Below are 19,584 nucleotides of genomic sequence, written 5' to 3'. Positions count from 1 at the left end.
ACCCGTCTTTATTAAATAATAGGAGCATAGGTCGTAAATGGCAAATTAAGTTTGTTAAGACAGATATTTACATGAAGAACTGAGGGTCACGGTCGAAACGTACCCTGAGGGTCGATTTCATGTTCTCTTTGAGTGATTTTGAAGCGATGTTTATCAGGCGTGACATTTCGCTGTTTGTCTTGGTTTTGATAACCATGCCGTAGCGGTAGCGGTTTGATATTTTATATACCGGAGCCTGAGCGGGATAGAATATTTCCGCATCACCGCCAACACTTTTAAGTACGCCGTAAATATAATGTGCGGCTTCTTTTGCCGTCTCCTCTTTGGTGTGGGAGAGGGTCACACGGCACATTTTGACAAACGGAGGATAGTTGAAGAGCTTTCTGCGGATGAGTTCCGCTTCATAAAATCCCGTGTCGGTACAGTTCAGATGAGTGAAAACGTCCGTTTCCGGTGCGTTTGTCTGAATTATCACCCTGCCTTTTTTCGATGCTCTTCCGGCACGGCCTGAAACCTGCACCAGAAGCTGATATGCCCGCTCTTTCGACCTGAAGTCGGGCAGACCGAACATGTTGTCTATGTTTATTACTCCAGCAAGTGTAACGTTGGCGAAATCCAGTCCTTTGGCCACAAGCTGAGTGCCCGCCATGATTGAATATTCACCCGTTTCAAAGTCTTTCAGCATTTTTGAAAGCTGATTGTATGTGGTTGCGCTTTCAGTATCCAGACGCAGTATCTTTTTCTCGAAAAGGTTCTCCAACGCTTCGGCGACCTTCTCGGTTCCCGCTCCGTATTCGGATATATCATCACTGCCGCATTTGTGGCACTTCGGTCTGCGAATCTCCTGCGAACAGTAGTTGCACTTGCAAAGCCCTTTGGATTTGTAATAGGTCACTGCCACGGAGCAGTTGGAGCACATTATCATTTCGCCGCATGAACGGCAGTAGAGAGTATGGGAATAGCCTTTGCGGTTTATGAGCAGGATGGCCTGTTCGCCGTTCTCTATGGTTTTGTAGAGTTCGTTGTATAGCCTTTCGGACAGCACACCGCCTATGGGTTCCTCTTTTTTCATATCGACTATCTCGATATCGGGCATGTCGGTGTCGGGACGGCAGGGAATGGTATGCAGTCGGTATCGCCCGCTGACAGCATTCTGCCAGCTCTCAAGTGACGGCGTGGCACTGGCGAGTATGACGGGTATGTCGAGCAGCTTGCCGTAGAGCACGGCCATGTCTCTGAGGTGGTAGGGCGGGGTGTCCTCCTGCTTATAGCTGGATTCGTGCTCCTCGTCTACAATGATAAGCCCTATGTCGTCGGACGGCAGAAACAGTGCGCTCCGTGCGCCCAGCACCATCTTAAGGTCGCCTTTGGCGAAGGCCCAGAAGGTGTCGTTCCGCTTCTTCGGTGTCTTTTTGCTGTGATATGACATAACGTCGAAACCGATCCGGGCTGAGAGCCTGTTCTCAATCTGGGGCGTAAGCGATATCTCCGGCACAAGGTACATAACCTTTTTGCCCTGAGCTATGACCTGCTTCGCCAGTTCAATGAATATCTCGGTTTTGCCGCTTCCAGTTACCCCGTAGACAAGATGCACCGAAAACCCGCTGTTAAGCTCACTGCTGATTGCATCATAAACGGGTATCTGGTGAACGTTCAGGGTGATATCCCTTCTCTCGAAGGATTTCACCTCCGGATTTGTCCGCTGTGACTCAAGAACTGCGCCTGAGAGTATTCCGTTGAGAACGCCGCCGACCTCGACGCAGTAATAGTCTGATATCATACGGATGAATTTCAGATATTTCTCGCCGAACACCGGTTCGTCGTCTTTGATTGTTTTGATTTCTCTGTAGGTTATGTCCGGTCTGGGTTCGATGTTTTCGCCTGTAACGATTCCGCACAGTTCTCTTCTGCCCAGCGGAACCTCCACCCTCTGCCCCGCTTTAAGTTCGGTTTCGCAGATATAGGTGTAGATGCCCCCCGCCGGAACGGGGAGCATAACATCGTAGTATTTCATATATTGAGAACCCGTTTCTTGAGCTCCCTTTTAAGAACTTTGCCTGTGGCTGTCATGGGCATATCCTCGCAGACGTGAACCTGCTTGGGTATTTTGAAATGCGCCAGATAGTTGCGCAGGTAGCCTTTTATGTCCTTTTCGTTAATGGTCATTCCCGGTTTCGGCTTTATGTATGCCACGGGGATCTCGCCGCTGTTTCTGTCGGGCAGACCTATGACCGCCGCCGCATCCACAGCTTCGTGCTTGTGGAGCTGTTCCTCGATCTCTCTTGGGTAAACGTTGATACCCTTAACGATGATGAGATCCTTTTTGCGGTCGACTATGTAGATGTAGCCGTCTTCGTCAATTTTTGCAAGGTCGCCTGTGAAGAGCCATCCGTTGCGCAGGGTCATGTCGGTGAGTCCGGGCATGTTCCAGTAGCCCTTCATCACGTTGGGACCTTTTACGATAAGCTCGCCCACCTGTCCGGCGGGGAGTTCCATTTCGTTTTCGTTGACAACTTTGACCTCAACTCCGTCAAGAGCGGGACCTACGGACATGGGTTTCTGAAAGTCCAGTCTGTTTACGCTGACCACGGGGGAGGCTTCAGAAAGTCCGTAGCCCTCTATGATGGGATGCCTGAACTTTTCTCTGAATTTGACAAGCGTCTCCTCCGGCAGGGGCGCACCGCCGCTGACGTGGAGCTTTATGGGGTAGAAGAACTTGATGAACCATGCGGGCATTTTTGCCTTCAGCAGTGCAGTGTATACCTGCGGAACGCCGAGGAAGAATGTCGGTCGCTGGAACAGCAGAATGTTGCGGAACGATTTCTTTTTCAGGTCGTTCACGCTGCCCAGAATGATGATGGACGAACCCACATATGTGGGCAGAAGAACACACGTCATAAGGGCATAAGAATGGAAAGAGGGGAGGAAAAGAAGGAAAACATCGCTGGTGGTCACATGGAATCGCATAAGGCATGCGTATGCGTTTGCGACCATGTTTCCGTGGGTCAGCATTGCGCCTTTTGGGTGGCCTGTTGTGCCCGAAGAATAGACGAACACCGCAAGATCGTCTGATGTAAGCTCAATGCTGAGTTTTTCATCGGTCATCTTGTTCAGCAGGCGATAGATGTTCTCCGACATGAACTTTGTGTCCTCAAAGGTCATAACGGTTTTAAGGGTCGGGCATTTCTTGCTGATGCTGTCGGCAACTTCGGCAAAATCAGCCGAAGTGATAAAAAGTTTTGCTTCGGAGTCGTTTATTATGTAAGCGACTTCCTCTTTTATAAAGAATGTGTTGATGGGGATGCATACGCATCCGGCTTTAAGAATACCGAAAAAGCTGATGAAAAACTCCGGGCTGTTCTCTAGCATCAGACAGATGCGGTCGCCCTTTTGAAATCCCCTCGTGTTCAATAAATTGGCAAGTTTCTGGGCTTTTGAGTTAATCTCTCTGTAGCTGAATTTGTCCTTGCCGAATGTCAGGTACTTTTTACCGCCTCTTTCGGCGGCATGGGTTTCCAGTGTTTGATGAACCAGTTTAATAGGCATTAAGTCCTCCGGGTCTGACGCCGAACTTTATCAGCCTTTCGAAAAGTTCGGAAACCGGCAGCCCCACTACGTTATCATAACAGCCTTCAATCTTATCAACCATAAGACAGCCCTTGCCCTGAATTGCGTATGAGCCGGCCTTGTCCTTGGGTTCGTCCGTGGCTATGTACCACTTGATAAAACTGTCGCTGTACTTTTTAAAATAAACGTCTGTCGTTTTTGAGAAGCGTTCGCAAACGCCCGCTCTTTTGTTTATGATGGCCACGCCTGTGGTGACCTGATGTTTTTTTCCGCTCAGAAAACGAAGTGCGTCATAGATGTCTTCTTCGCCGTTGGGTTTGCCGAAGATCCTGCCTTCGCAGGAGACAATAGTGTCCGCCGCAATAATGAATGCTTCGTCATAGATACTGGCAACGTCATAGCCTTTCATTGCCGCATTTTTTATTGTGAGGTCTGCTACAGGTGTTTCGGGGTTCATGTCCTCTTTTGCTGTGGATGTGACGTATTGGAAGTTGATTCCCAGACGTGTCATCATTTCCCTGCGTCTGGGTGAGCCGCTGGCGAGTATTATTTTCTGAAACATGTGATGCACCTTTCATCCTCTCGAATATTGTTTATGATTATCCGTGTGATATAGCCCGTAAGGACGCCCGTCAGCACGGAGAAAAAGCAAAAAAACGGTAATAGGTTATAAATCGCATCCGCTTTTATGTAAAGGGTTTTTACTACCAGAAACTGAGTGCAGATGTGAGCAACCGCTCCAAGAGCGCCTATTGACAGCGGTGTTGTGAACCTGCCCAGCACAAACACAAAAATACCCATAACGACTGTTGCCGCAAGGGTGGAGGGGAGTGCAATGGACATTTTTACGATAAGGTTTCCTGTGAGAAGCGGAACCAGAATTGCCTTTGTCACAGCAACATAGAGTGCGGCAGGAAAATCTATCAGATAGAGGCAGAGCATTATGCCGACGTTTGACAGACCGATACGCACACCCGGAACGGGCAGGGCGATAAAAGACTCCAGAACTCCCAGCGCAACAGTCATTGCGGCGAAAAGCCCTGTCATTGCCAGTCTGTTGTGGCTATTGGGAGATTGCGTCATAGTCCTGCTCTTTGCATTCCATAACCAGTGCCAGATGCTTGGGCACACATACGGCGGTATCCCCGCAGTTTTTCACCCAGCCCTGTTTTATGCATACTTTATTTGGGCAGTCCGATTCCAGAAACCTTGCCCCTTCAGCCGTAACCTGTATGATAACATGTCCGTTGTCCAGACTGATGTTTGCGTCTTTCAGTTTGATTTCCTCTTTCTTCTTTGTGTCAATGAGATACAGACGCTTTTCGCCGCCGGATACATTTAGCATGTAAAACAGCGATGCGGCTATAAGTGCAGATATTATGAGGATGTCGAGCTTACTTCTTTTCAAATTTTTCCCATCCGCAGAGCTTCATAAGATTTCCGTTCACGGTGTACAGCAGAACGGGTGTCTTGAGCTTTGCGCATTTCGCCCGCACTTCCGAAGGGTTTATCAGGAAAAACGCAGTGGACAGCCCGTCCGCCTCTTCGGTTGTGGGGGCTATAACACTGACGCTGTGGTAATATTCGGGGTTCTGCCCTGTTGTGGCGTCAAATATGTGGAATATCATTCTGCCGTCGGGAGCTTTGAATGCCCGCTCATAGTCGCCGCTGGTGGCGACCGCCATATTCTCAAGGTTGACTATTGAGATATAGTCTCTGCTGTTTTTGGGATCCTGAATGGCAACTCTCCAGTCCCTGTCGGGTCTTTTGCCCAGAGCGTAAAGGTCGCCTCCGGCGTTCACCATTGCGGTTTTTATTCCGGCCTCCTTAATGGTGCGGATGGCCTCGTCGACAATCCAGCCCTTCGCATAGGCTCCCAGATCAAGACTAACGTTAGTCCCTCTGCTTATGTTGTCAAGGGCTGTGTCCAGTTCGCTCTGGTCGGGCACACGGTATGCACCTTCGGGAAATCCATAGAGCTTGGAGATGGTTGCCGCATAGACGCTGAATCTTCCGTCGGTGATAAGTTCGTATGAACTGCCCCTTTCGATAAGTTCTGCAACTGCGGGTCTGGGTTTATATCTGGGGTTGCGGTTAAACTTTTCCGTATCCTCTTTAACAGCCGCCTCCAGAGAGGTTATCTTGCTTCTGGCGTTGACTATTATGTCTGCGTTCTTCTCCGGAACGGTTATGGAAACGAACGTGCCCATTGCGTAGAACTGTTCGGTTTTATAGGATTCCTTGCATCCGAACAGAGCTACAATCAGAAGACAGCATAAAATTTTCGCAAACAGGCTGGGCATGTGTTTTTATCCGTGAGGCAACAGGTTTCGTAGCCGTTGCGCCTTATCAGAGTGTGTCCGCATCCGGCACACACAGTGTCAGTGAATCCGCAGTCGCCACGGTTGCCTATATATATGAAGTTAAGATATTTTTTAGCCTTTTTTGCGTATTCGGTCAATGTATTGTTTGGGGTGGGCGGAAAGTCGTATTTGTATTGGGGAAAATAGCCTGAGATGTGCAGAGGTATCTCAGGGCTTATGTTCGCCAGAAAGGAACACATTCTCTCAAAATCCTCTTCTCTGCCGTTCTTTTCGGGGATAAGAAGGTTAGTCACCTCCAGATGCACACCGCCTCTGAAAAGAGCCTCTATGGTGTGTTTAACTGTTTTCAGCCGTCCGCCGTGTTCCTGATAGAACTCCTCGGTGAAGCCTTTCAGGTCAATGTTGGCGGCATCCAGAAACGGTATCAGTTCCCTGAGCGGTTCGGGGTTTATCATGCCGTTGGATACTATAACGTTTTTAAGCCCCGCCTGACGGAACGCCTTTGCGCAGTCCATCACAAACTCGAAGTTGGTGAGGGGTTCATTGTAGGTGTAGGCTATGCCGATGCTCTTTGCATCCAGAGCTGTTTCGATAAGTCTTTGGGGTGACGCTTCCTGAGTTGCCGTTTCCCGTGTGCTGATCTGCCAGTTCTGACAGAAAAGACAGGACATGTTGCACCCGTTGAACCCAATGGAAAGGATGTTTGACGCCGGATGAAAGTGATAGAGAGGTTTTTTTTCTATGGGGTCAACAGCGGCGGAGGCAACACGGCCGTATGCGGATGCGGTCAGCACACCGCCGATATTTTTCCGTATCAGGCATTTGCCTGATCTGCCGTTTTCGATCATGCATGTATGGGGACAAAGCACACATCTGACACACTGATTATCTTCAGCCTGCCAATATCGTGCTTTCATAGGCTTATTTTTCCCGGGCTACCATGTAGTCGGCGAGGAAGTCAAGCGCATCCCTGTAGGGCGATTCGGGGAAGAGTTTCAGGTTTGCCTTGGCGGCTGAGATGTATTCGTCAACCACTGCCTCGGAGCGTTTTTTCACGTCATATTTTTTCATCAGGCCGAGGATGTATTCAAGGTTTTCGTCGGTGGCTTTTTCATCGACGATTATCTCTCGGATACGTTTCTGCTCAGCCTCTGTGGATGCTTCAAGCAGTTTGAGAACCGGAAGGGTTATCTTGCCCTCGTTCAGGTCGGTTCCGGGTTTTTTGCCCGTTTTTTCGGGATCGCCCAGATAGTCGAGGATATCGTCCGCCATCTGGAATGCGATTCCAAGCTTCGTTCCGTAGTCTCGCATTGCGGCCTGTCTTTCGTCGCTCACGCCGCCGAGGATCGCTCCCGTTTCACAGCATGCGGAGAAGAGAACCGCCGTTTTTGAGTTTATGATTTTAAGATAGTCTTCGAATTTAATTTTAACGTCAGCGGTCTTAACCAGCTGGAAGACCTCGCCCTCGCTCATTGTTCTGGCTGCAACCGCCAGAAGCATCTGGATGCGGCTGTCGCCGTCTTTCACAAGGTTCATGAACGCACGGGAATAGAGGAAGTCGCCGCAGAGAACGGCTATGTCGTTTCCGAACACCCTGTTTGCGCTCTCTTTGCCTCTGCGGAATTTAGCTCCGTCGATAACATCGTCATGGAGCAGTGTTGCCGTGTGGATATATTCGACAACGCCTGAAAGCGTTGCGGTTCTTTCGCCTTTATAGCCGGACATCATGGCAGACAGAATGAGAAACACGGGGCGAAGTCTTTTGCCTCCGCTTTCAAACACATAGGAGGCCACTTCGTTCACCATCTTGACATCGGAATCCAGATTGGCCAGAAGTTCCTTCTCAACAGCGTCCCTTTCTTTGTCCACCAGAGCCAGTACATCGTTAATATTCATTCGAGAGATCTCCGCAAAATTTGGTTGTCGATTTAGAAAATCAGAGTATATTGTTACCCACGCACAAGTATTTTAACAATATACGATAATTAAACGCGTGTAAATAAAAAGGTAATGCTTTGAACAGAAGACAGACTGAAGATTTACAGATTATTTACTATAAACTGCTGGACGGCCTGTTTCTGAAACCGGGAGGGAAGGTCTGCGAATCTTCTTTCAATAACTTTTTCACTGCGAAATATCTGGCAGATAAAAAAATATTCGACACCGTCAATGCGCTGACATACGATATGTCGTCTGTTCCGGAGAACATAAACCCCATGAAGGTTGAGATGTCAGTTTCCCAGACCATGCGCAGGGCGAGGGTGGACACCCACGTATCCCTCGGCGGCTCTTTCGTTTTTCAGCCTATTCACGATGTCGTATACGCTCTGCACGGTTCATTGAACGTCGGCGGGCGGCTGGTGCTTTCGGTTTATCCGAAGATATACGATTCTCAGGGCAGGGACGTTCTGGCTATGCTGTCTGATGCGGCTCAGCTTCCTATAAAGGACAAGCTCAGCAGATGGTCGGTCACCGTCAGCAACGCAATCCACAACCTTTTCATGAACATTAAGACCGAAGAGCTGATATGCGATTCTTCAGTGAGCGAGGTTCAGTCCCTTTTCGGCAGCGACGTTTTCAACAGATATCTTTTCAAAAACGAAACCGAACATGAAATGTTCTTCGAACCTATGAGCGAAGAACAGAAATATTATATGTCATGGACTATCATCAGGGGGTTGAGAATATGAACATACCTTTTCAGACAGACAGAGCACCTTCGGCCATAGGACCCTACAGTCAGGCTATTATCTCCGGTAACATGCTTTTTGTTTCCGGTCAGATACCCCTTGACCCTGAGAGCATGAAGATTGTCGAGGGCGGCATAAAGGAACAGGCGAAAAGAGCTATCGACAGCCTGCTGGCAGTTGTTGAGGATGCCGAGTTCGGTAAAAAGAGCATAGCTAAGGTCACGATCTACATTAAGAACATGGACGATTTCGGCACTATAAACGAGATATATTCCGAAGCAATGGGCGACCACAGACCCGCCAGAGCTGTTGTTGAGGTGGCCAGACTGCCCAAGGACGTTCTGATAGAACTCGACTGCATCTGCGTCAGATAGCAGTTCAGATGCACAATGCCGTCATCCTTCGCTCACGCTCGGGATGACATTTGCTTTTTTATCAATCCGAACCCTCCGTTGCGGAGGGTTTTTTTATAGGAAACACAATGAGCTATTCCGGTATTTTTGCTATTCTTCTTCCTTACATGGCGTTCGCCTTTCTGGGCGGTGCAACAAACAGGCTGGGCATCACCAGAGGCCGCCCCGAAAAACTGATACTGAAGTTTTATATCAATGTTCTTGTTCCCGTTCTGATAGTTAACTATGTGGTGGGAAACGATGCCCTGAAAGATATCGGAAACGTTATTGCCGCTCCGCTGGTGGGTTTCTACGGCATCGTGATAGGCTACATTGTTTCTCTGGCGACGGTGAAATATTTCGGCATCAGAGAAAAAGCCTCCGCCGCATCCTTCGCATTTACCGTGGGTATCTATAACTACGGCTTCATATCAATCCCCCTGACAGAGCATATTCTGGGCAAAAGCGCAGTGGGGCTTCTTCTGGTTCACAACATAGGGATAGATACTGCCTATTGGTCGGTTGGAATAGGGATGCTTACGGGATTTTCCATCAAGAACATGAAAGCTCTTCTGAAAAATCCGCCGCTGATAGCTATTTTCGCATCTCTTGCGGTCAACTTTGCGATAGGCGGGGACGTTATTCCCGAATGGGCAAGAAAGATAATGCATCCGGTAGTGGTAGCAGCGATACCTATAGGTATTTTTGTGAGCGGCGCAACACTGGCCGAAAACGCTTCCGCACTGATAAAAAAGGGCGGATGGCTCGTTTCTTTCGGTGCAGTTCTGTTGAGAATGTTTGTTATTCCGGCTCTGATGGTGCTGACCGTAATGATATTGCCCGTGTCCCACGAGCTTAAGATGATAACTGCCGTTCAGGCGTCTATGCCTGCGGGGATGCTGAGCATCGTTATTGTTAAATATTTCGGCGGAGATGTGGAAACGGCGGCGCAGACAATATTCACTACCACAATAGCGGGAATGTTCACCATCCCCCTCTGGATAGCGTTTTTTATGCGGGTACTTTCTTAGAAGTAGCTTCTGCCGCCTCTGTATGATCTTACGAAGTAGTCGAGGTCGAGTCTTTCAACACGAACGTGTTTTCCTCGGCTGGGCGCATGAACAAACTTGCCGTCGCCAACATATATCCCGACGTGGGATACTCTGCCGAGGCGTCTTGTGTCAAAGAAAACAAGGTCGCCGGGCAGGAGCTCATCTCTGCTGACATAGCTTCCCTCTTCGAACTGTTCTTTGGAAACTCTGGGCAGATCAAGACCGTTCAGTCTGTAAACAGCCATTGTAAGTCCGCTGCAGTCGAATCCCGCATCAGAAGTTCCGCCCCACTCATAGGGCACGCCGATGTATCTCATGGCGGTTTCAACTATAGCCTTGCGCAGACCTGAAACGTCGCCCAGATATTCGGGTTTTGCCGCTTCATACTCTTCCGGAGCAACAACATAGAAAACGTCGATTGAGCCTGCACGCTGAAGCTTTTTGGCTGTGGCAACAGCTTCCGCTCTGGTGCGGAAGTTTCCGAAACGCACCTTATAGAGTCCGTCCTTGTCGAGGAAGTGGTAGGTATCCAGTCCGTTGCTGTCCAGTTTGGCTTCGAGGCGTTTTGCGTTGTTAACGTCGCCGAAGGCTCCGGCCTGAATGGTATATTGCATCGATTTAAGTCGTCTGTTCTGCTGGTTAAGGTTTATAGTGTCCGGTGAATCTGTGAAGCTGGGGGCTGCTATGGAGCATGCGTAGGTCATGAACATGAGGGCGAAAAAGAGAAGTTTTATTTTTATCATATATTTACCGTTATTATCAATTATTGGAATAAAAAAATAAACACTTCTAAAGACTTGAAAGTGTTTATCATGTATACTAGATTCAGATATTAACCAAATTTTTCCGGAGATGAAAGTGAAAAAAGAAGAACTGCAAAATTTTGATGGAAAGGATGGTCGGAAGAGCTTTGTATCAAACGAGGGCAGGGTCTATGACGTTACTGAGAGCAGACTCTGGAAAAACGGGAAGCATGCCGGCAAACATTTTGCGGGAATGGATCTGACCGAGGCATTGAAATCAGCCCCCCACGGTGTGGAGGTTCTTGAGCGTTTTTCACATGTGGGCGATGTTGAGTCCATGAAAGAGGCGAAAGAGAAGACCGAGCAGGAGTCCGGCCTTAAAGAGACCATCAGAAGCCTCTACCGCATTTTTCACCCCCACCCCATGCTTATTCACTTTCCTATGGGACTCATCAATTTCACGGTGATAATGCAGCTGATGTATTACATAACCGGCTATCCGTCGTTCTCCACAGCGGGGTTCTATTCTCTGGTGACGGCAACTGTTTTCATGGTGCCGACAATAGGTGCGGGCTTTGTCAGCTGGTGGGTCAACTATGGCATGACAAAAAACAAACTCTTTATGACAAAGATCATTTTTTCATTCATTCTCCTTGCCATGTGTCTTCTGGAGATAGTTTTATATTTTTCCGCAGGTGACGACGGCGCACTTTACAACGTTCTGCTCTTTGCAAACGTGCCTGTATTGGGGATCATAGGTTTCAACGGCGGAAAACTCAGCTGGGGTTGAAAAAAGTTGTTGAAAAAGTTTTTATGAATATGTATTATCTCACTTCCACAGGCACGTAGCTCAGTGGGAGAGCATCGCCTTGACGTGGCGAGGGTCGCTGGTTCAATCCCTGCCGTGCCTATATATTAAGGCCATACTGATAACTAGTATGGCCTTTTTGTTTTTCTAAGCTATCTTTGCCATTGGATTTCGGAACTCGCAGGGGACTTTCGTCTGGCACAGTCCGCATCCGCTTCCCGCCTTCTCCAGTCCGCCTGCCTCAACAGCAAACTTTTTCGATGCCTCTCCGTATACAAACATGTAACATTTCATCTTGTCGTGGCCGTCTTTTGAGATAGCATCCGCTGGACATCTTTTTATGCATGCCCCGCAGAGTCCTTTTGAGAGGAAAAGACAGCTGCGGGTATGGCTTCCTTCCTGACGCACGTCCGGCTCTATCACAAGGTCGGTGACAATGGTCATGATCCTGATGCTCATCCCTTTGTCGCTGATAAATCCGTCGTTCAGCCCGAAGGTGCCTGCTCCTGCGGCATATGCGGCGTGGCGCTCCGACCAGTTTGAGGTCAGGTCTCTTTTGTTCCGCATAACTCTGAACCAGTCTGAAAGCCATGGCATCACAGCCTTGTACCCTTCCTCTTTCAGCTGTCCGGCTATCTCTTTGATGCGGGTTTTCAGAAAAATCTCATCACCGTAAGCTCGGCTCATAGCCCACTCTGCAGAAGCCATTTCCGTGCGGCTGCGGTTGCTTTTCCGCACGTCCTCCTGAATGGCCTGAACAATTACAATGACGGTTCCGCCGCTGTAACTGCCTTCGCCATATTCCAGTTCTATTATCTCTTTTGGGGTCAGATGTTCCGGCGAGACCACATCTTTAAATTTTTCGAATATGGGGTCGTCTGCGGAGGCGAAGAAAACATCCGGTTCGTCATAAAACTTTTTACCTGTGGCGGGGTGCAGATTTTCCGGATGGTTGAATAAAAAGTCTTTTATCCTTTTGATTAGCTGCTGTTTCATATATCCTCCTGAAAAACGTGTATATGCACGATTATGGTTAAATAAAATCAGGGCGTGAGGGATTCCAACTTTGAAAGGAGAGAGACCAGATCTTTCAGAGTGTCCTTGCCCATATGTTCTTCCAGATGTTTTTGAGCCGCCTGCCACATGGGTTCTGCCTCAGCAAGAACATTGTGACCCTCAACTGTCAGTTTCAGGCTTCTGCTTCTGGTTCCCGCATCGGATGTGTCGGCGACATATCCCTCTTTTTCCAATATCTTCAGCCCTCTGACAAGGGTGGTTCTGTCCAGACGCATCTTCTCAGCCAGTCTGCTGACATTAACAGGCTCCATGTAGCTGATGTGTCTCAGCATGGAAAACTGGCCGATTTTCAGACCGCTCTCCGAAAGATATCCGTCATAAATTTCTGTGACTGCCTGCGATGCCCTGCGGATGTTTACGCAGTTGCAGACCGAGCTTTCTTTTTTCATAATAGTGTATATACACTTTAATCTGGGGATTTCAACGGTTTTCTTGTGTTTCGCCGGATTTGATAATATAATCCCCACTGCAAATAACAATGGCGGTGCAGGGTGCAGTACAGAAAAGACGTTGACGGACTCAGGTCGATTGCCGTTTTGCCGGTGATTCTCTATCATGCGGGGATATCAGCTTTTTCCGGCGGCTATGTGGGCGTGGACATCTTTTTTGTAATTTCCGGCTACCTCATAACGGGGATAATCTCCGCTGAGATGGCGGAGGGCACTTTCTCCGTTTCAAACTTCTATGTGCGCCGTATCAAGCGTATCTTCCCTGCGCTCTATTTCATGATGTTTGCCACCATAATCATGTCGTGGTTTCTGCTTCTGCCGGAGCATTTCCGCAATTTCGGAAAGAGTGTTGCCGCAACGGTGTTTTTTGGCTCAAACTTTTTTTTCTGGAAACAGAGCGGCTATTTTGACGAGGCGGCGGAGACAAAACCCCTATTGCATACATGGTCGCTGGGAGTTGAGGAACAGTTTTATATTCTTTTCCCGCTGTTTCTTTTCTGGCTCTACAGAAAGCGGAAAAACGCAGGATTCGCCGTTACGGCGGTTTTTGCCGTGTCCCTTCTGCTCAGTGTTTTTCTGACCTACCGTAAGCCTGAAATGTCTTTTTATCTTCTGCCCACAAGGGCTTGGGAGCTGATGCTCGGCTCTATGCTGGCTCTGGGGGTTTTCAGACGCACCGATAACTATGCAGTGCTTAACGTGCTTTCTGCGGCAGGTTTCGGGATGATAGCGGCATCCGTGGTGCTTTTCAATTCCGCAACTCCTTTTCCGGGCTACAGTGCGCTTATTCCGTGCGTGGGTACTGCACTGGTGATATACGCAGGTGAGAGGGGTATCATAAACCGCATCCTTTCCCTCCGTCCGATGGTGTTCATCGGTCTGCTGTCATATGCGCTCTATCTGTGGCACTGGCCTTTCATAGCGTTCCGTAATTATTATAAGAATCTGGTGGGTGACGTATTTTTCGTTTCCGACTGGTTTGCAATAGGGCTTACTTTCCTTCTGGCAGTTATATCGTTTTATCTTGTGGAACAGCCTTTCAGGCGGATGAAGTTCACAAGCCCCCGCAGGCTGTTCATCGGCACAGCGGCGGTGATGGCTCTGTTCACTCTGGCGGGTGCTGTGGTCTATAAGACAGACGGAATGCCCTCTAGGATGCCCGAATCCGTAAGCGTTGTTACAGACGTTCAGGAGAGCACCTACAGAAGCACCGAATGCTACTACCGTGACCCAATGAAAGCCAAGATAAGCAATCTCTGCCGCATGGGCGACAGCGACAGACTGCCCAGCTTCATAGTGTGGGGGGATTCCCATGCGCTTTCGCTGACAGACGGAATGAACAGATACGGTCAAGAGAACGGCATTACCGGAGTTTTTGCCGGAAAGTCCTCATGTCCGCCTCTGCGTCTGGTGCGTATTCTGCTGAACGATGTTCCCACCAACTGCCGCCAGTTTAACGATATTATCTTTAATGAAGTGACCGCCGATGCCGGAATAAGGGATATCTTCCTTGTTGGCAGATGGGAGGTTTACTCCGGAAAACCCATGCTGGGCAACGATTTCGGCACCGAGATAACTCTGGACAGTGCCCTTACCAAAAACGTTATAGAGAAGGACAATCTGAAAGTTTTCGAAGAGGCGCTCATCCGCACAGTGGGTTCTCTGGAGCGGGCGGGCAAGAACGTTTATTTTGTTATGGACGTTCCGGAAGTGCCCTATGACGTGCCTTCGGAAATGGGTAAAATAGAGTATTTTAAACACGTTTTTCCTGCGCTGACCTCATTCGTGTCCTCAACTCTTCCCTACAGCCATTATGAAGAGCGGAACGAGGATGTTTTAAAGGTTCTGGAGCGTGTGAGGCAGAAGACAAACGTAAAAGTCATAGATATTCAGAACGTATTTTGCAAAGACGGTGAATGTAGGCTTACCGAGAGCGGAAAATCCCTTTATGCGGATGACGACCATCTTTCAATTTACGGTTCGAAATATGTTGTGGAGCAGGGGAAATGGATTTTTGACGATATTTTGAAAAAATAACGCCGCACTACTTTGAAAGTACGGCGTTTTATTTGATTTATCAGTCTTTTTTGTGACCTTTTTCTTTTCCGTGCCCTTTATCTTTTTTTCCTTTTTTCATATGACCATAGGGCACTTTCTCATATCTCCAGGGTTTGCCGTTCCATTTGCCTGACTTATACTCCTTTCTCCAATCCGGTTTTACAGTGGTGAAGAATTGGGGTGTGCCCACAAACACCTGCCATCCGCTGTTTGCACTCTCGGATTTGAACCATTTTCCGTTCATGGATTTCCACCAGAAACCGTTCCATAAAAAGATATCTTCCTGGGAATTGTCCACAAAATATACGTCGGGTGTGTCCGGTATAAGAACAACGGTTGCGTCAGCGGAAACGGATACCGAAGGCATACCGTTTATGTCGATATTTACGTTTATGTCAGCTTTTGCCGCTGTTGAGGAAAGAACGACGAAAGAGAAAAGAAACAATATTGCAGATTTTTTCATAAGACCTCCTATTTCAGGCAGTCTAACTGTAATCTTTTTAAAATGAAGTGCAATTTACCCCGTTTATGTTTTTGCCGTCAAAAACAACGCTTTCTGGTACGGATTTAATGAAATTCTGCCTGAGGCTGTAGGTGTATGCCCCCTGATTGGGAATCACCAGTACGTCGCCGATTTTTACGCCGCCGCCGTGGAATGTGTGTCCCCAGATGTCGTGGGGCGTGCAGAGAGAACCGAGGATCATCATAGGGTGCTCGGTCATGGAAATATCTGAAACGTTCACCACCGGAAAGTAGTCCATCTCGAACCTTTCCCAGCCTATCATATTCGTGCCGCCGTCGGTTATGGCGATATCCGGAAGTTTTATATCCTCAACCCTCAGAAGAAGGTGGATTGACTCGTGGCAGACCCATCTGCCCGGTTCGGCATATATTGCACATTTCAGGTGCGGTCTGATATGAGTTTCCACTGCCGCCCAGACTGCATCCGCATAGATATCTATGCCTGTTGAAGGCACACAGCGGTGATCCAGCGGGTCGCAGGGATTCTTTAACAGCTGTTTGTTCAGCTTCATCTCCTCTGCGGAATCAGCCAGAAGCCATTCGCCGTCCTCCGGCCAGTAGCCCCCGCCTATGTCCATGAACTCAATCATATTTCTCAATTTTTCCGGCAGTTCGGCTATTGTTTCGCCGATGAGTTTTATAAGCGCCGTGTGGTTATCCGGTGTGAGGTTCCAGCTTGAGTGGAACTGCACCCCGCAGAAGCTGATATGTTTTATCTCCGCGGCGGTCATGATGAATCTTTGCAGCTCATCCAGCGGTATCCCGAACTTGCGCCACAGAGGGTTATTTTCAGTGGTGAGCCGCACGCCTATGCGCACGTTTCTGCCCAGAGAGGACAGCTTGTTAAGCTCGGTGAAGCTGTCGCAGAGTATGGTCACTCTGTCCGAATATTCCGCCGCCAGTGAAAGTTCTTTCAGCGTTTTTGCGGGGCCGCTGAACACTATTTTTTCTGCTCCGCAGCCTATGGCCGTCTGAAGCTCAACGCCGCTTGAAACGTCTATTCCGAAACCTGCTTCCGCCAGAGTTCTGATAATATACGGATGATTACAGCTTTTCATTGCGAAATAGGGCGTGAAGTCGTCAAATTTTGACGAAAAAGCCGATCTGAAAAGGTCTGCGCTGTTTAAAAGTGCCTGTTTGTCTATAAAATAGAGAGGGGAACCGAATTTTTCGGCTGCCGAAAGGAAAACATCCGCCATGGAATGTACTTTTGCAACGCATTTATTCAGAAGTTCCTGCGGCAGGGCAGGGGTGCGGTGTTTCAGGAGGTGTTTCAGCGCCTCCGAGTGTTCTTCAATATACATCAGGCGTATTCCACCGAAATTTTAGAACGTATCTCCCGTATCTGCTCGTGGACGCATTTTTTCTCATCGGGGCGGAAGACCACATGGCCTATGATCCGTGAGAAATAGTTTTCGGGGGGCAGGACAATTTTGTGACCCTTTTCCCGCTCGATGCGGGTGAAGATAATCCTTTCATCAGGCTGAATATCAACTCTGTCCAGCGAGCCTTTTCTGTCTGCTAGAATCCGCACGGATGCGGTTGTCAGCCAGAGGTCGGGGACTGAGATTTCGCCGTCTGCGGCATAGTCCAGAGCCGCACGGAAAATATCGAATCCGGCGGATGCCATTACGGTGTCGGGCAGGCAGTCGCCGCCGAAACGGGGAGTCATTTCTATGAGATAAATCTCACCGTCCTTCACCAGAAAGTCGGTCATTGCTATCATTTCGCTGAAACCGAGGGTTCTGGCTCCGTTCACCAGTATCTTTTTGAGCTTTTCGGTGTCCAAAGGCTTTGAGGGGGGAACAATGTATGCCAGAGCCGTTCCGAAGGAGAGGGAATCATCCCGCACCTTTTCGGCGATGCGTATTATCTCCGCCTGTCCGTCTTTCATCACCCAGTCGCAGCTGAACTCGTCCCCTTCGATATATTCCTCAAGGGTGCATCCGCAGGTGGGGTACATGCGCTGATTCGGGTGACAGCCTATTCTGTCGGTTATGTACAGATATTTTTCTGCGGTCTCCGCTATATCCTTAACAAGAAACACAAGCTCGCTGCCGCTCCCTGTGGCTGGTTTTATAACGGCGGGGAACTTTGCGGTCTTTTCCGCCTGCTCAACGTCGTCAGGGGAAAAGAGCTTTATTGTGTGCGGGCATGGGATGCTCTTTGTCTGCCAGATGAGGTGTGAGCCTGCTTTGGAGCGTGCGTTTTCGATGGCCGCCAGGGGGGAGAATCTGAGTCCGAGCCTCTCAGCTATGCGGGCGGCAAGGGGCAAAGCCTCGCAGTCGAAGCAGGTTATGCCCGAAAAGCCTATGTTGTGGGTCTCTGCGTGTTTAATTATCGCCTCAACGGCTCCTGAAATATCTCTCAGGTCGAACAGGCATTCATCCTTTTTAGGCGGTTTGAATCCGTTCCATTCTGCGCTCTGGTTCTTGTCGGTGAGAAATAGGGTCTCGCTTCCGTAACGCTGGTGGATTATCTCGTTGTAGTCGGGTGTTGAACCCGTCACCAGAACACGCATTTCACGCATGGCAGGCCTCCGCAGATTTTTCGAAGACGGATTCGTCGGTGTTTGACAGTTTATAAAGCGGGCGTGGCTGAAGGTGGAACATGGCTTTCCAGCCGAAATCGCCGCAGAGAAAATCCGCATGGTCAAAATTCATTTCGCATGAGTATTTCAGATGGAGCGTGTTTATAAATTTGGCTATGCCTCTGAATTTAGGTGATGTGCCGCCTGCAAGGAGCGTGTAAACGTTTTTATAGATGCTTCCGGCATCCACAGCGGCAAACTCGCCGTCTACCAGAACAGACGTTACCCTAAGCATTCCGTTTCTGTTCAGATAGCTTGCAAGATTCCTGAATCCGTCTGCGAATCTGGGATCTGAAAAATAGGAGTCAGTGCCGAAATTGTCGGTGTTCATTTTGATGAGCACTTCGAAATCCTCCGCCCTGTCATAAACTACGGTGACGGATTCTTCATATACCGATGATTCCTTTTTCATTTTTTTGGCGTTTTTTCCTGAAAAAGAGGAGTAATACCCCTCCATTGAACATGAATGGGCTGAGGGAACGAAGATATATCCCGTTTCGTCCTCAACGTCTATTGAAAGTCCGTTGTCGGGCAGAAGGTAGCGTATGTGATATCCTAGGCCGTGCTTTTCGCAGGCGAAATCTATCATGGCATTGAGTGTCTCTCTGCTGTCGGCAACTGTTCTGTTCTGTTCCAGCCAGGTTTTGCCGTGCCATGTTTCGCCCGGAAAATAGGCTAGGGTGGAGGTTTCGGGAACTATGCACAAGGGCAGAAAGCCCACTGTCAGTCCGTCCTTCTCAGCGGTTACAAAGCATAGCCTGCGCCCGAACGCCCTGTGAAAACAATTGCGCACGTCCCACAGATCAAAAATTACGTTTTGCGGGATGAAACGTTCCCAGAGTTTGCGGCATCCGTCGTAGTCGTCTGTAACTGAAAGGGTGAGCATCAGTACCTGAGATTAACGTTTGTATTGCAGCGTGAACCGCCGAAAAACTTTGTGGCAAAGGCTTCCACCACAGAAGGGTCATAGGGTTTGCAGCTGAAAACGTCCAGATATACCGTGTTTGTAAGGTTAGCAAAATGCGCCGAAATGAGGGATGTCTCAATCAGCTGGGTCATGGAGAATCCGGCGACCTTTTCGTCTTCGCCGAAGTGAACCACAACGGTTTCTCCGAAACGTTTCATTTCTATGAGATCGCAGAGTTCGAGAACGAACTGTTTTATGGCTTCTGCGCTTCTTATCGTGTCGGGATTGCAGTCGTAAATATCGAAACTGGAGGCTATGCCCCAGACCTTTGCCTGAACCGCTTCGTCAACAAGTTTTTTCCACCTGTCGGGCTCCGCGGAAATTGTTGTCTGTTCTGCCATTTAT

The 19,584-nt window shown here is 48.8% G+C and carries 21 protein-coding genes and 1 tRNA gene; 6 read left to right on the top strand and 16 right to left on the bottom strand.

Features of this window, described 5'->3' with window-relative positions:
* Nucleotides 1–67: 67 nt before the first annotated feature.
* Genes priA through C8D98_RS08945 form a run of 8 tightly spaced genes read right to left on the bottom strand, consistent with a single transcriptional unit; the run spans nucleotide 68 to nucleotide 7,787 of the window.
* Nucleotides 68–2,014, bottom strand: a complete 1,947-nt coding sequence (gene priA, locus C8D98_RS08980; protein WP_132873794.1) for a replication restart helicase PriA — start codon at nucleotides 2,012–2,014, stop codon at nucleotides 68–70.
* Nucleotides 2,011–3,546 carry a long-chain-fatty-acid--CoA ligase gene (locus C8D98_RS08975; RefSeq protein ID WP_132873793.1) on the bottom strand — a complete coding sequence of 512 codons (1,536 nt, stop codon included), beginning with the start codon at nucleotides 3,544–3,546 and terminating at the stop codon, nucleotides 2,011–2,013. Before C8D98_RS08975 ends, priA begins: the two co-directional genes overlap by 4 nt.
* Nucleotides 3,536–4,129, bottom strand: coding sequence for a Maf family protein (locus tag C8D98_RS08970; RefSeq protein ID WP_165871251.1), 594 nt, complete (start codon nucleotides 4,127–4,129; stop codon nucleotides 3,536–3,538). The genes C8D98_RS08975 and C8D98_RS08970 overlap by 11 nt, the downstream gene beginning before the upstream one ends.
* Nucleotides 4,114–4,650 carry a Gx transporter family protein gene (locus C8D98_RS08965; RefSeq protein WP_132873791.1) on the bottom strand — a complete coding sequence of 179 codons (537 nt, stop codon included), beginning with the start codon at nucleotides 4,648–4,650 and terminating at the stop codon, nucleotides 4,114–4,116. The genes C8D98_RS08970 and C8D98_RS08965 overlap by 16 nt, the downstream gene beginning before the upstream one ends.
* Nucleotides 4,631–4,975, bottom strand: coding sequence for a NusG domain II-containing protein (locus C8D98_RS08960; protein WP_132873790.1), 345 nt, complete (start codon nucleotides 4,973–4,975; stop codon nucleotides 4,631–4,633). Before C8D98_RS08960 ends, C8D98_RS08965 begins: the two co-directional genes overlap by 20 nt.
* Nucleotides 4,962–5,870, bottom strand: a complete 909-nt coding sequence (locus tag C8D98_RS08955; protein ID WP_132873789.1) for an FAD:protein FMN transferase — start codon at nucleotides 5,868–5,870, stop codon at nucleotides 4,962–4,964. The genes C8D98_RS08960 and C8D98_RS08955 overlap by 14 nt, the downstream gene beginning before the upstream one ends.
* On the bottom strand, nucleotides 5,831–6,808 hold the full coding sequence (amrS, locus tag C8D98_RS08950) for an AmmeMemoRadiSam system radical SAM enzyme (protein WP_132873788.1): 978 nt from the start codon (nucleotides 6,806–6,808) through the stop codon (nucleotides 5,831–5,833). Before amrS ends, C8D98_RS08955 begins: the two co-directional genes overlap by 40 nt.
* 4 nt (nucleotides 6,809–6,812) lie before the next feature.
* Nucleotides 6,813–7,787 (bottom strand): polyprenyl synthetase family protein, encoded by a 975-nt coding sequence (locus tag C8D98_RS08945; protein WP_132873787.1) that lies wholly within the window; start codon nucleotides 7,785–7,787, stop codon nucleotides 6,813–6,815.
* A gap of 119 nt (nucleotides 7,788–7,906) precedes the next feature.
* On the opposite strand from C8D98_RS08945, the gene C8D98_RS08940 reads away from it, so the two are divergent.
* The 3 genes from C8D98_RS08940 (at nucleotide 7,907) to C8D98_RS08930 (ending at nucleotide 10,004) form a co-directional block, all read left to right on the top strand.
* Complete coding sequence (locus C8D98_RS08940) at nucleotides 7,907–8,581, top strand: hypothetical protein (RefSeq protein WP_132873786.1); 675 nt, start codon at nucleotides 7,907–7,909, stop codon at nucleotides 8,579–8,581.
* On the top strand, nucleotides 8,578–8,955 hold the full coding sequence (locus tag C8D98_RS08935; protein WP_243640948.1) for a Rid family detoxifying hydrolase: 378 nt from the start codon (nucleotides 8,578–8,580) through the stop codon (nucleotides 8,953–8,955). The genes C8D98_RS08940 and C8D98_RS08935 overlap by 4 nt, the downstream gene beginning before the upstream one ends.
* 107 nt (nucleotides 8,956–9,062) lie before the next feature.
* Complete coding sequence (locus C8D98_RS08930) at nucleotides 9,063–10,004, top strand: AEC family transporter (RefSeq protein ID WP_132873784.1); 942 nt, start codon at nucleotides 9,063–9,065, stop codon at nucleotides 10,002–10,004.
* On the opposite strand, the gene C8D98_RS08925 is transcribed toward C8D98_RS08930, so the two are convergent.
* Nucleotides 10,001–10,768, bottom strand: a complete 768-nt coding sequence (locus tag C8D98_RS08925) for an NlpC/P60 family protein (protein WP_132873783.1) — start codon at nucleotides 10,766–10,768, stop codon at nucleotides 10,001–10,003. The genes C8D98_RS08930 and C8D98_RS08925 overlap by 4 nt on opposite strands.
* Before the next feature lie 115 nt (nucleotides 10,769–10,883).
* Here C8D98_RS08925 and C8D98_RS08920 point away from each other — a divergent pair, with 115 nt between their 5' ends.
* Both C8D98_RS08920 and C8D98_RS08915 read left to right on the top strand, forming a co-directional pair.
* The gene (locus C8D98_RS08920) at nucleotides 10,884–11,558 is read left to right on the top strand and encodes a DUF2231 domain-containing protein (RefSeq protein WP_207891254.1); all 675 of its coding nucleotides are present in this window, start codon (nucleotides 10,884–10,886) and stop codon (nucleotides 11,556–11,558) included.
* A gap of 49 nt (nucleotides 11,559–11,607) precedes the next feature.
* Nucleotides 11,608–11,679: transfer RNA gene (locus tag C8D98_RS08915), tRNA-Val, on the top strand.
* A 44-nt stretch (nucleotides 11,680–11,723) separates the two neighbouring features.
* Here the strand turns inward: C8D98_RS08915 and C8D98_RS13750 are convergent.
* Nucleotides 11,724–12,572 carry a (Fe-S)-binding protein gene (locus C8D98_RS13750; RefSeq protein WP_165871250.1) on the bottom strand — a complete coding sequence of 283 codons (849 nt, stop codon included), beginning with the start codon at nucleotides 12,570–12,572 and terminating at the stop codon, nucleotides 11,724–11,726.
* Between the two features lie 47 nt (nucleotides 12,573–12,619).
* A complete protein-coding gene (locus tag C8D98_RS08905) occupies nucleotides 12,620–13,042 on the bottom strand; it encodes a MarR family winged helix-turn-helix transcriptional regulator (RefSeq protein ID WP_132873781.1) in 423 nt (140 codons plus the stop codon).
* A gap of 102 nt (nucleotides 13,043–13,144) precedes the next feature.
* Here C8D98_RS08905 and C8D98_RS08900 point away from each other — a divergent pair, with 102 nt between their 5' ends.
* Nucleotides 13,145–15,139 (top strand): acyltransferase family protein, encoded by a 1,995-nt coding sequence (locus tag C8D98_RS08900; protein WP_132873780.1) that lies wholly within the window; start codon nucleotides 13,145–13,147, stop codon nucleotides 15,137–15,139.
* Nucleotides 15,140–15,179: 40 nt separating this feature from the next.
* On the opposite strand, the gene C8D98_RS08895 is transcribed toward C8D98_RS08900, so the two are convergent.
* From C8D98_RS08895 to speD, 5 genes are read right to left on the bottom strand one after another with little or no spacing between them, the layout of a single operon-like run.
* The gene (locus tag C8D98_RS08895; protein WP_132873779.1) at nucleotides 15,180–15,623 is read right to left on the bottom strand and encodes a hypothetical protein; all 444 of its coding nucleotides are present in this window, start codon (nucleotides 15,621–15,623) and stop codon (nucleotides 15,180–15,182) included.
* 37 nt (nucleotides 15,624–15,660) lie between these two features.
* On the bottom strand, nucleotides 15,661–16,986 hold the full coding sequence (locus C8D98_RS08890) for a diaminopimelate decarboxylase family protein (protein WP_132873778.1): 1,326 nt from the start codon (nucleotides 16,984–16,986) through the stop codon (nucleotides 15,661–15,663).
* Nucleotides 16,986–18,212: an ATP-grasp domain-containing protein gene (locus C8D98_RS08885; RefSeq protein WP_165871249.1), complete on the bottom strand. Its 1,227-nt coding sequence runs from the start codon at nucleotides 18,210–18,212 to the stop codon at nucleotides 16,986–16,988. Before C8D98_RS08885 ends, C8D98_RS08890 begins: the two co-directional genes overlap by 1 nt.
* Nucleotides 18,205–19,158, bottom strand: a complete 954-nt coding sequence (locus C8D98_RS08880; RefSeq protein ID WP_132873776.1) for a GNAT family N-acetyltransferase — start codon at nucleotides 19,156–19,158, stop codon at nucleotides 18,205–18,207. Before C8D98_RS08880 ends, C8D98_RS08885 begins: the two co-directional genes overlap by 8 nt.
* A complete protein-coding gene (speD, locus tag C8D98_RS08875) occupies nucleotides 19,158–19,580 on the bottom strand; it encodes an S-adenosylmethionine decarboxylase (RefSeq protein WP_132873775.1) in 423 nt (140 codons plus the stop codon). The genes C8D98_RS08880 and speD overlap by 1 nt, the downstream gene beginning before the upstream one ends.
* Nucleotides 19,581–19,584: the final 4 nt, after the last annotated feature.

This window comes from Seleniivibrio woodruffii, assembly GCF_004339245.1.
In the GTDB taxonomy this organism is placed as follows: domain Bacteria; phylum Chrysiogenota; class Deferribacteres; order Deferribacterales; family Geovibrionaceae; genus Seleniivibrio; species Seleniivibrio woodruffii.
This window is presented reverse-complemented; position numbering and strand designations above follow the sequence as displayed.

Coding starts and splice junctions, on each gene's coding strand:
- priA (WP_132873794.1), bottom strand. CDS start 2,014: ATGAAATACTACGATGTTATGCTCCCCGTTCCGGCGGGGGGCATCTAC.
- C8D98_RS08975 (WP_132873793.1), bottom strand. CDS start 3,546: ATGCCTATTAAACTGGTTCATCAAACACTGGAAACCCATGCCGCCGAA.
- C8D98_RS08970 (WP_165871251.1), bottom strand. CDS start 4,129: ATGTTTCAGAAAATAATACTCGCCAGCGGCTCACCCAGACGCAGGGAA.
- C8D98_RS08965 (WP_132873791.1), bottom strand. CDS start 4,650: ATGACGCAATCTCCCAATAGCCACAACAGACTGGCAATGACAGGGCTT.
- C8D98_RS08955 (WP_132873789.1), bottom strand. CDS start 5,870: ATGCCCAGCCTGTTTGCGAAAATTTTATGCTGTCTTCTGATTGTAGCT.
- amrS (WP_132873788.1), bottom strand. CDS start 6,808: ATGAAAGCACGATATTGGCAGGCTGAAGATAATCAGTGTGTCAGATGT.
- C8D98_RS08945 (WP_132873787.1), bottom strand. CDS start 7,787: ATGAATATTAACGATGTACTGGCTCTGGTGGACAAAGAAAGGGACGCT.
- C8D98_RS08935 (WP_243640948.1), top strand. CDS start 8,578: ATGAACATACCTTTTCAGACAGACAGAGCACCTTCGGCCATAGGACCC.
- C8D98_RS08930 (WP_132873784.1), top strand. CDS start 9,063: ATGAGCTATTCCGGTATTTTTGCTATTCTTCTTCCTTACATGGCGTTC.
- C8D98_RS08925 (WP_132873783.1), bottom strand. CDS start 10,768: ATGATAAAAATAAAACTTCTCTTTTTCGCCCTCATGTTCATGACCTAC.
- C8D98_RS13750 (WP_165871250.1), bottom strand. CDS start 12,572: ATGAAACAGCAGCTAATCAAAAGGATAAAAGACTTTTTATTCAACCAT.
- C8D98_RS08905 (WP_132873781.1), bottom strand. CDS start 13,042: ATGAAAAAAGAAAGCTCGGTCTGCAACTGCGTAAACATCCGCAGGGCA.
- C8D98_RS08895 (WP_132873779.1), bottom strand. CDS start 15,623: ATGAAAAAATCTGCAATATTGTTTCTTTTCTCTTTCGTCGTTCTTTCC.
- C8D98_RS08890 (WP_132873778.1), bottom strand. CDS start 16,986: ATGTATATTGAAGAACACTCGGAGGCGCTGAAACACCTCCTGAAACAC.
- C8D98_RS08885 (WP_165871249.1), bottom strand. CDS start 18,212: ATGCGTGAAATGCGTGTTCTGGTGACGGGTTCAACACCCGACTACAAC.
- C8D98_RS08880 (WP_132873776.1), bottom strand. CDS start 19,158: ATGCTCACCCTTTCAGTTACAGACGACTACGACGGATGCCGCAAACTC.
- speD (WP_132873775.1), bottom strand. CDS start 19,580: ATGGCAGAACAGACAACAATTTCCGCGGAGCCCGACAGGTGGAAAAAA.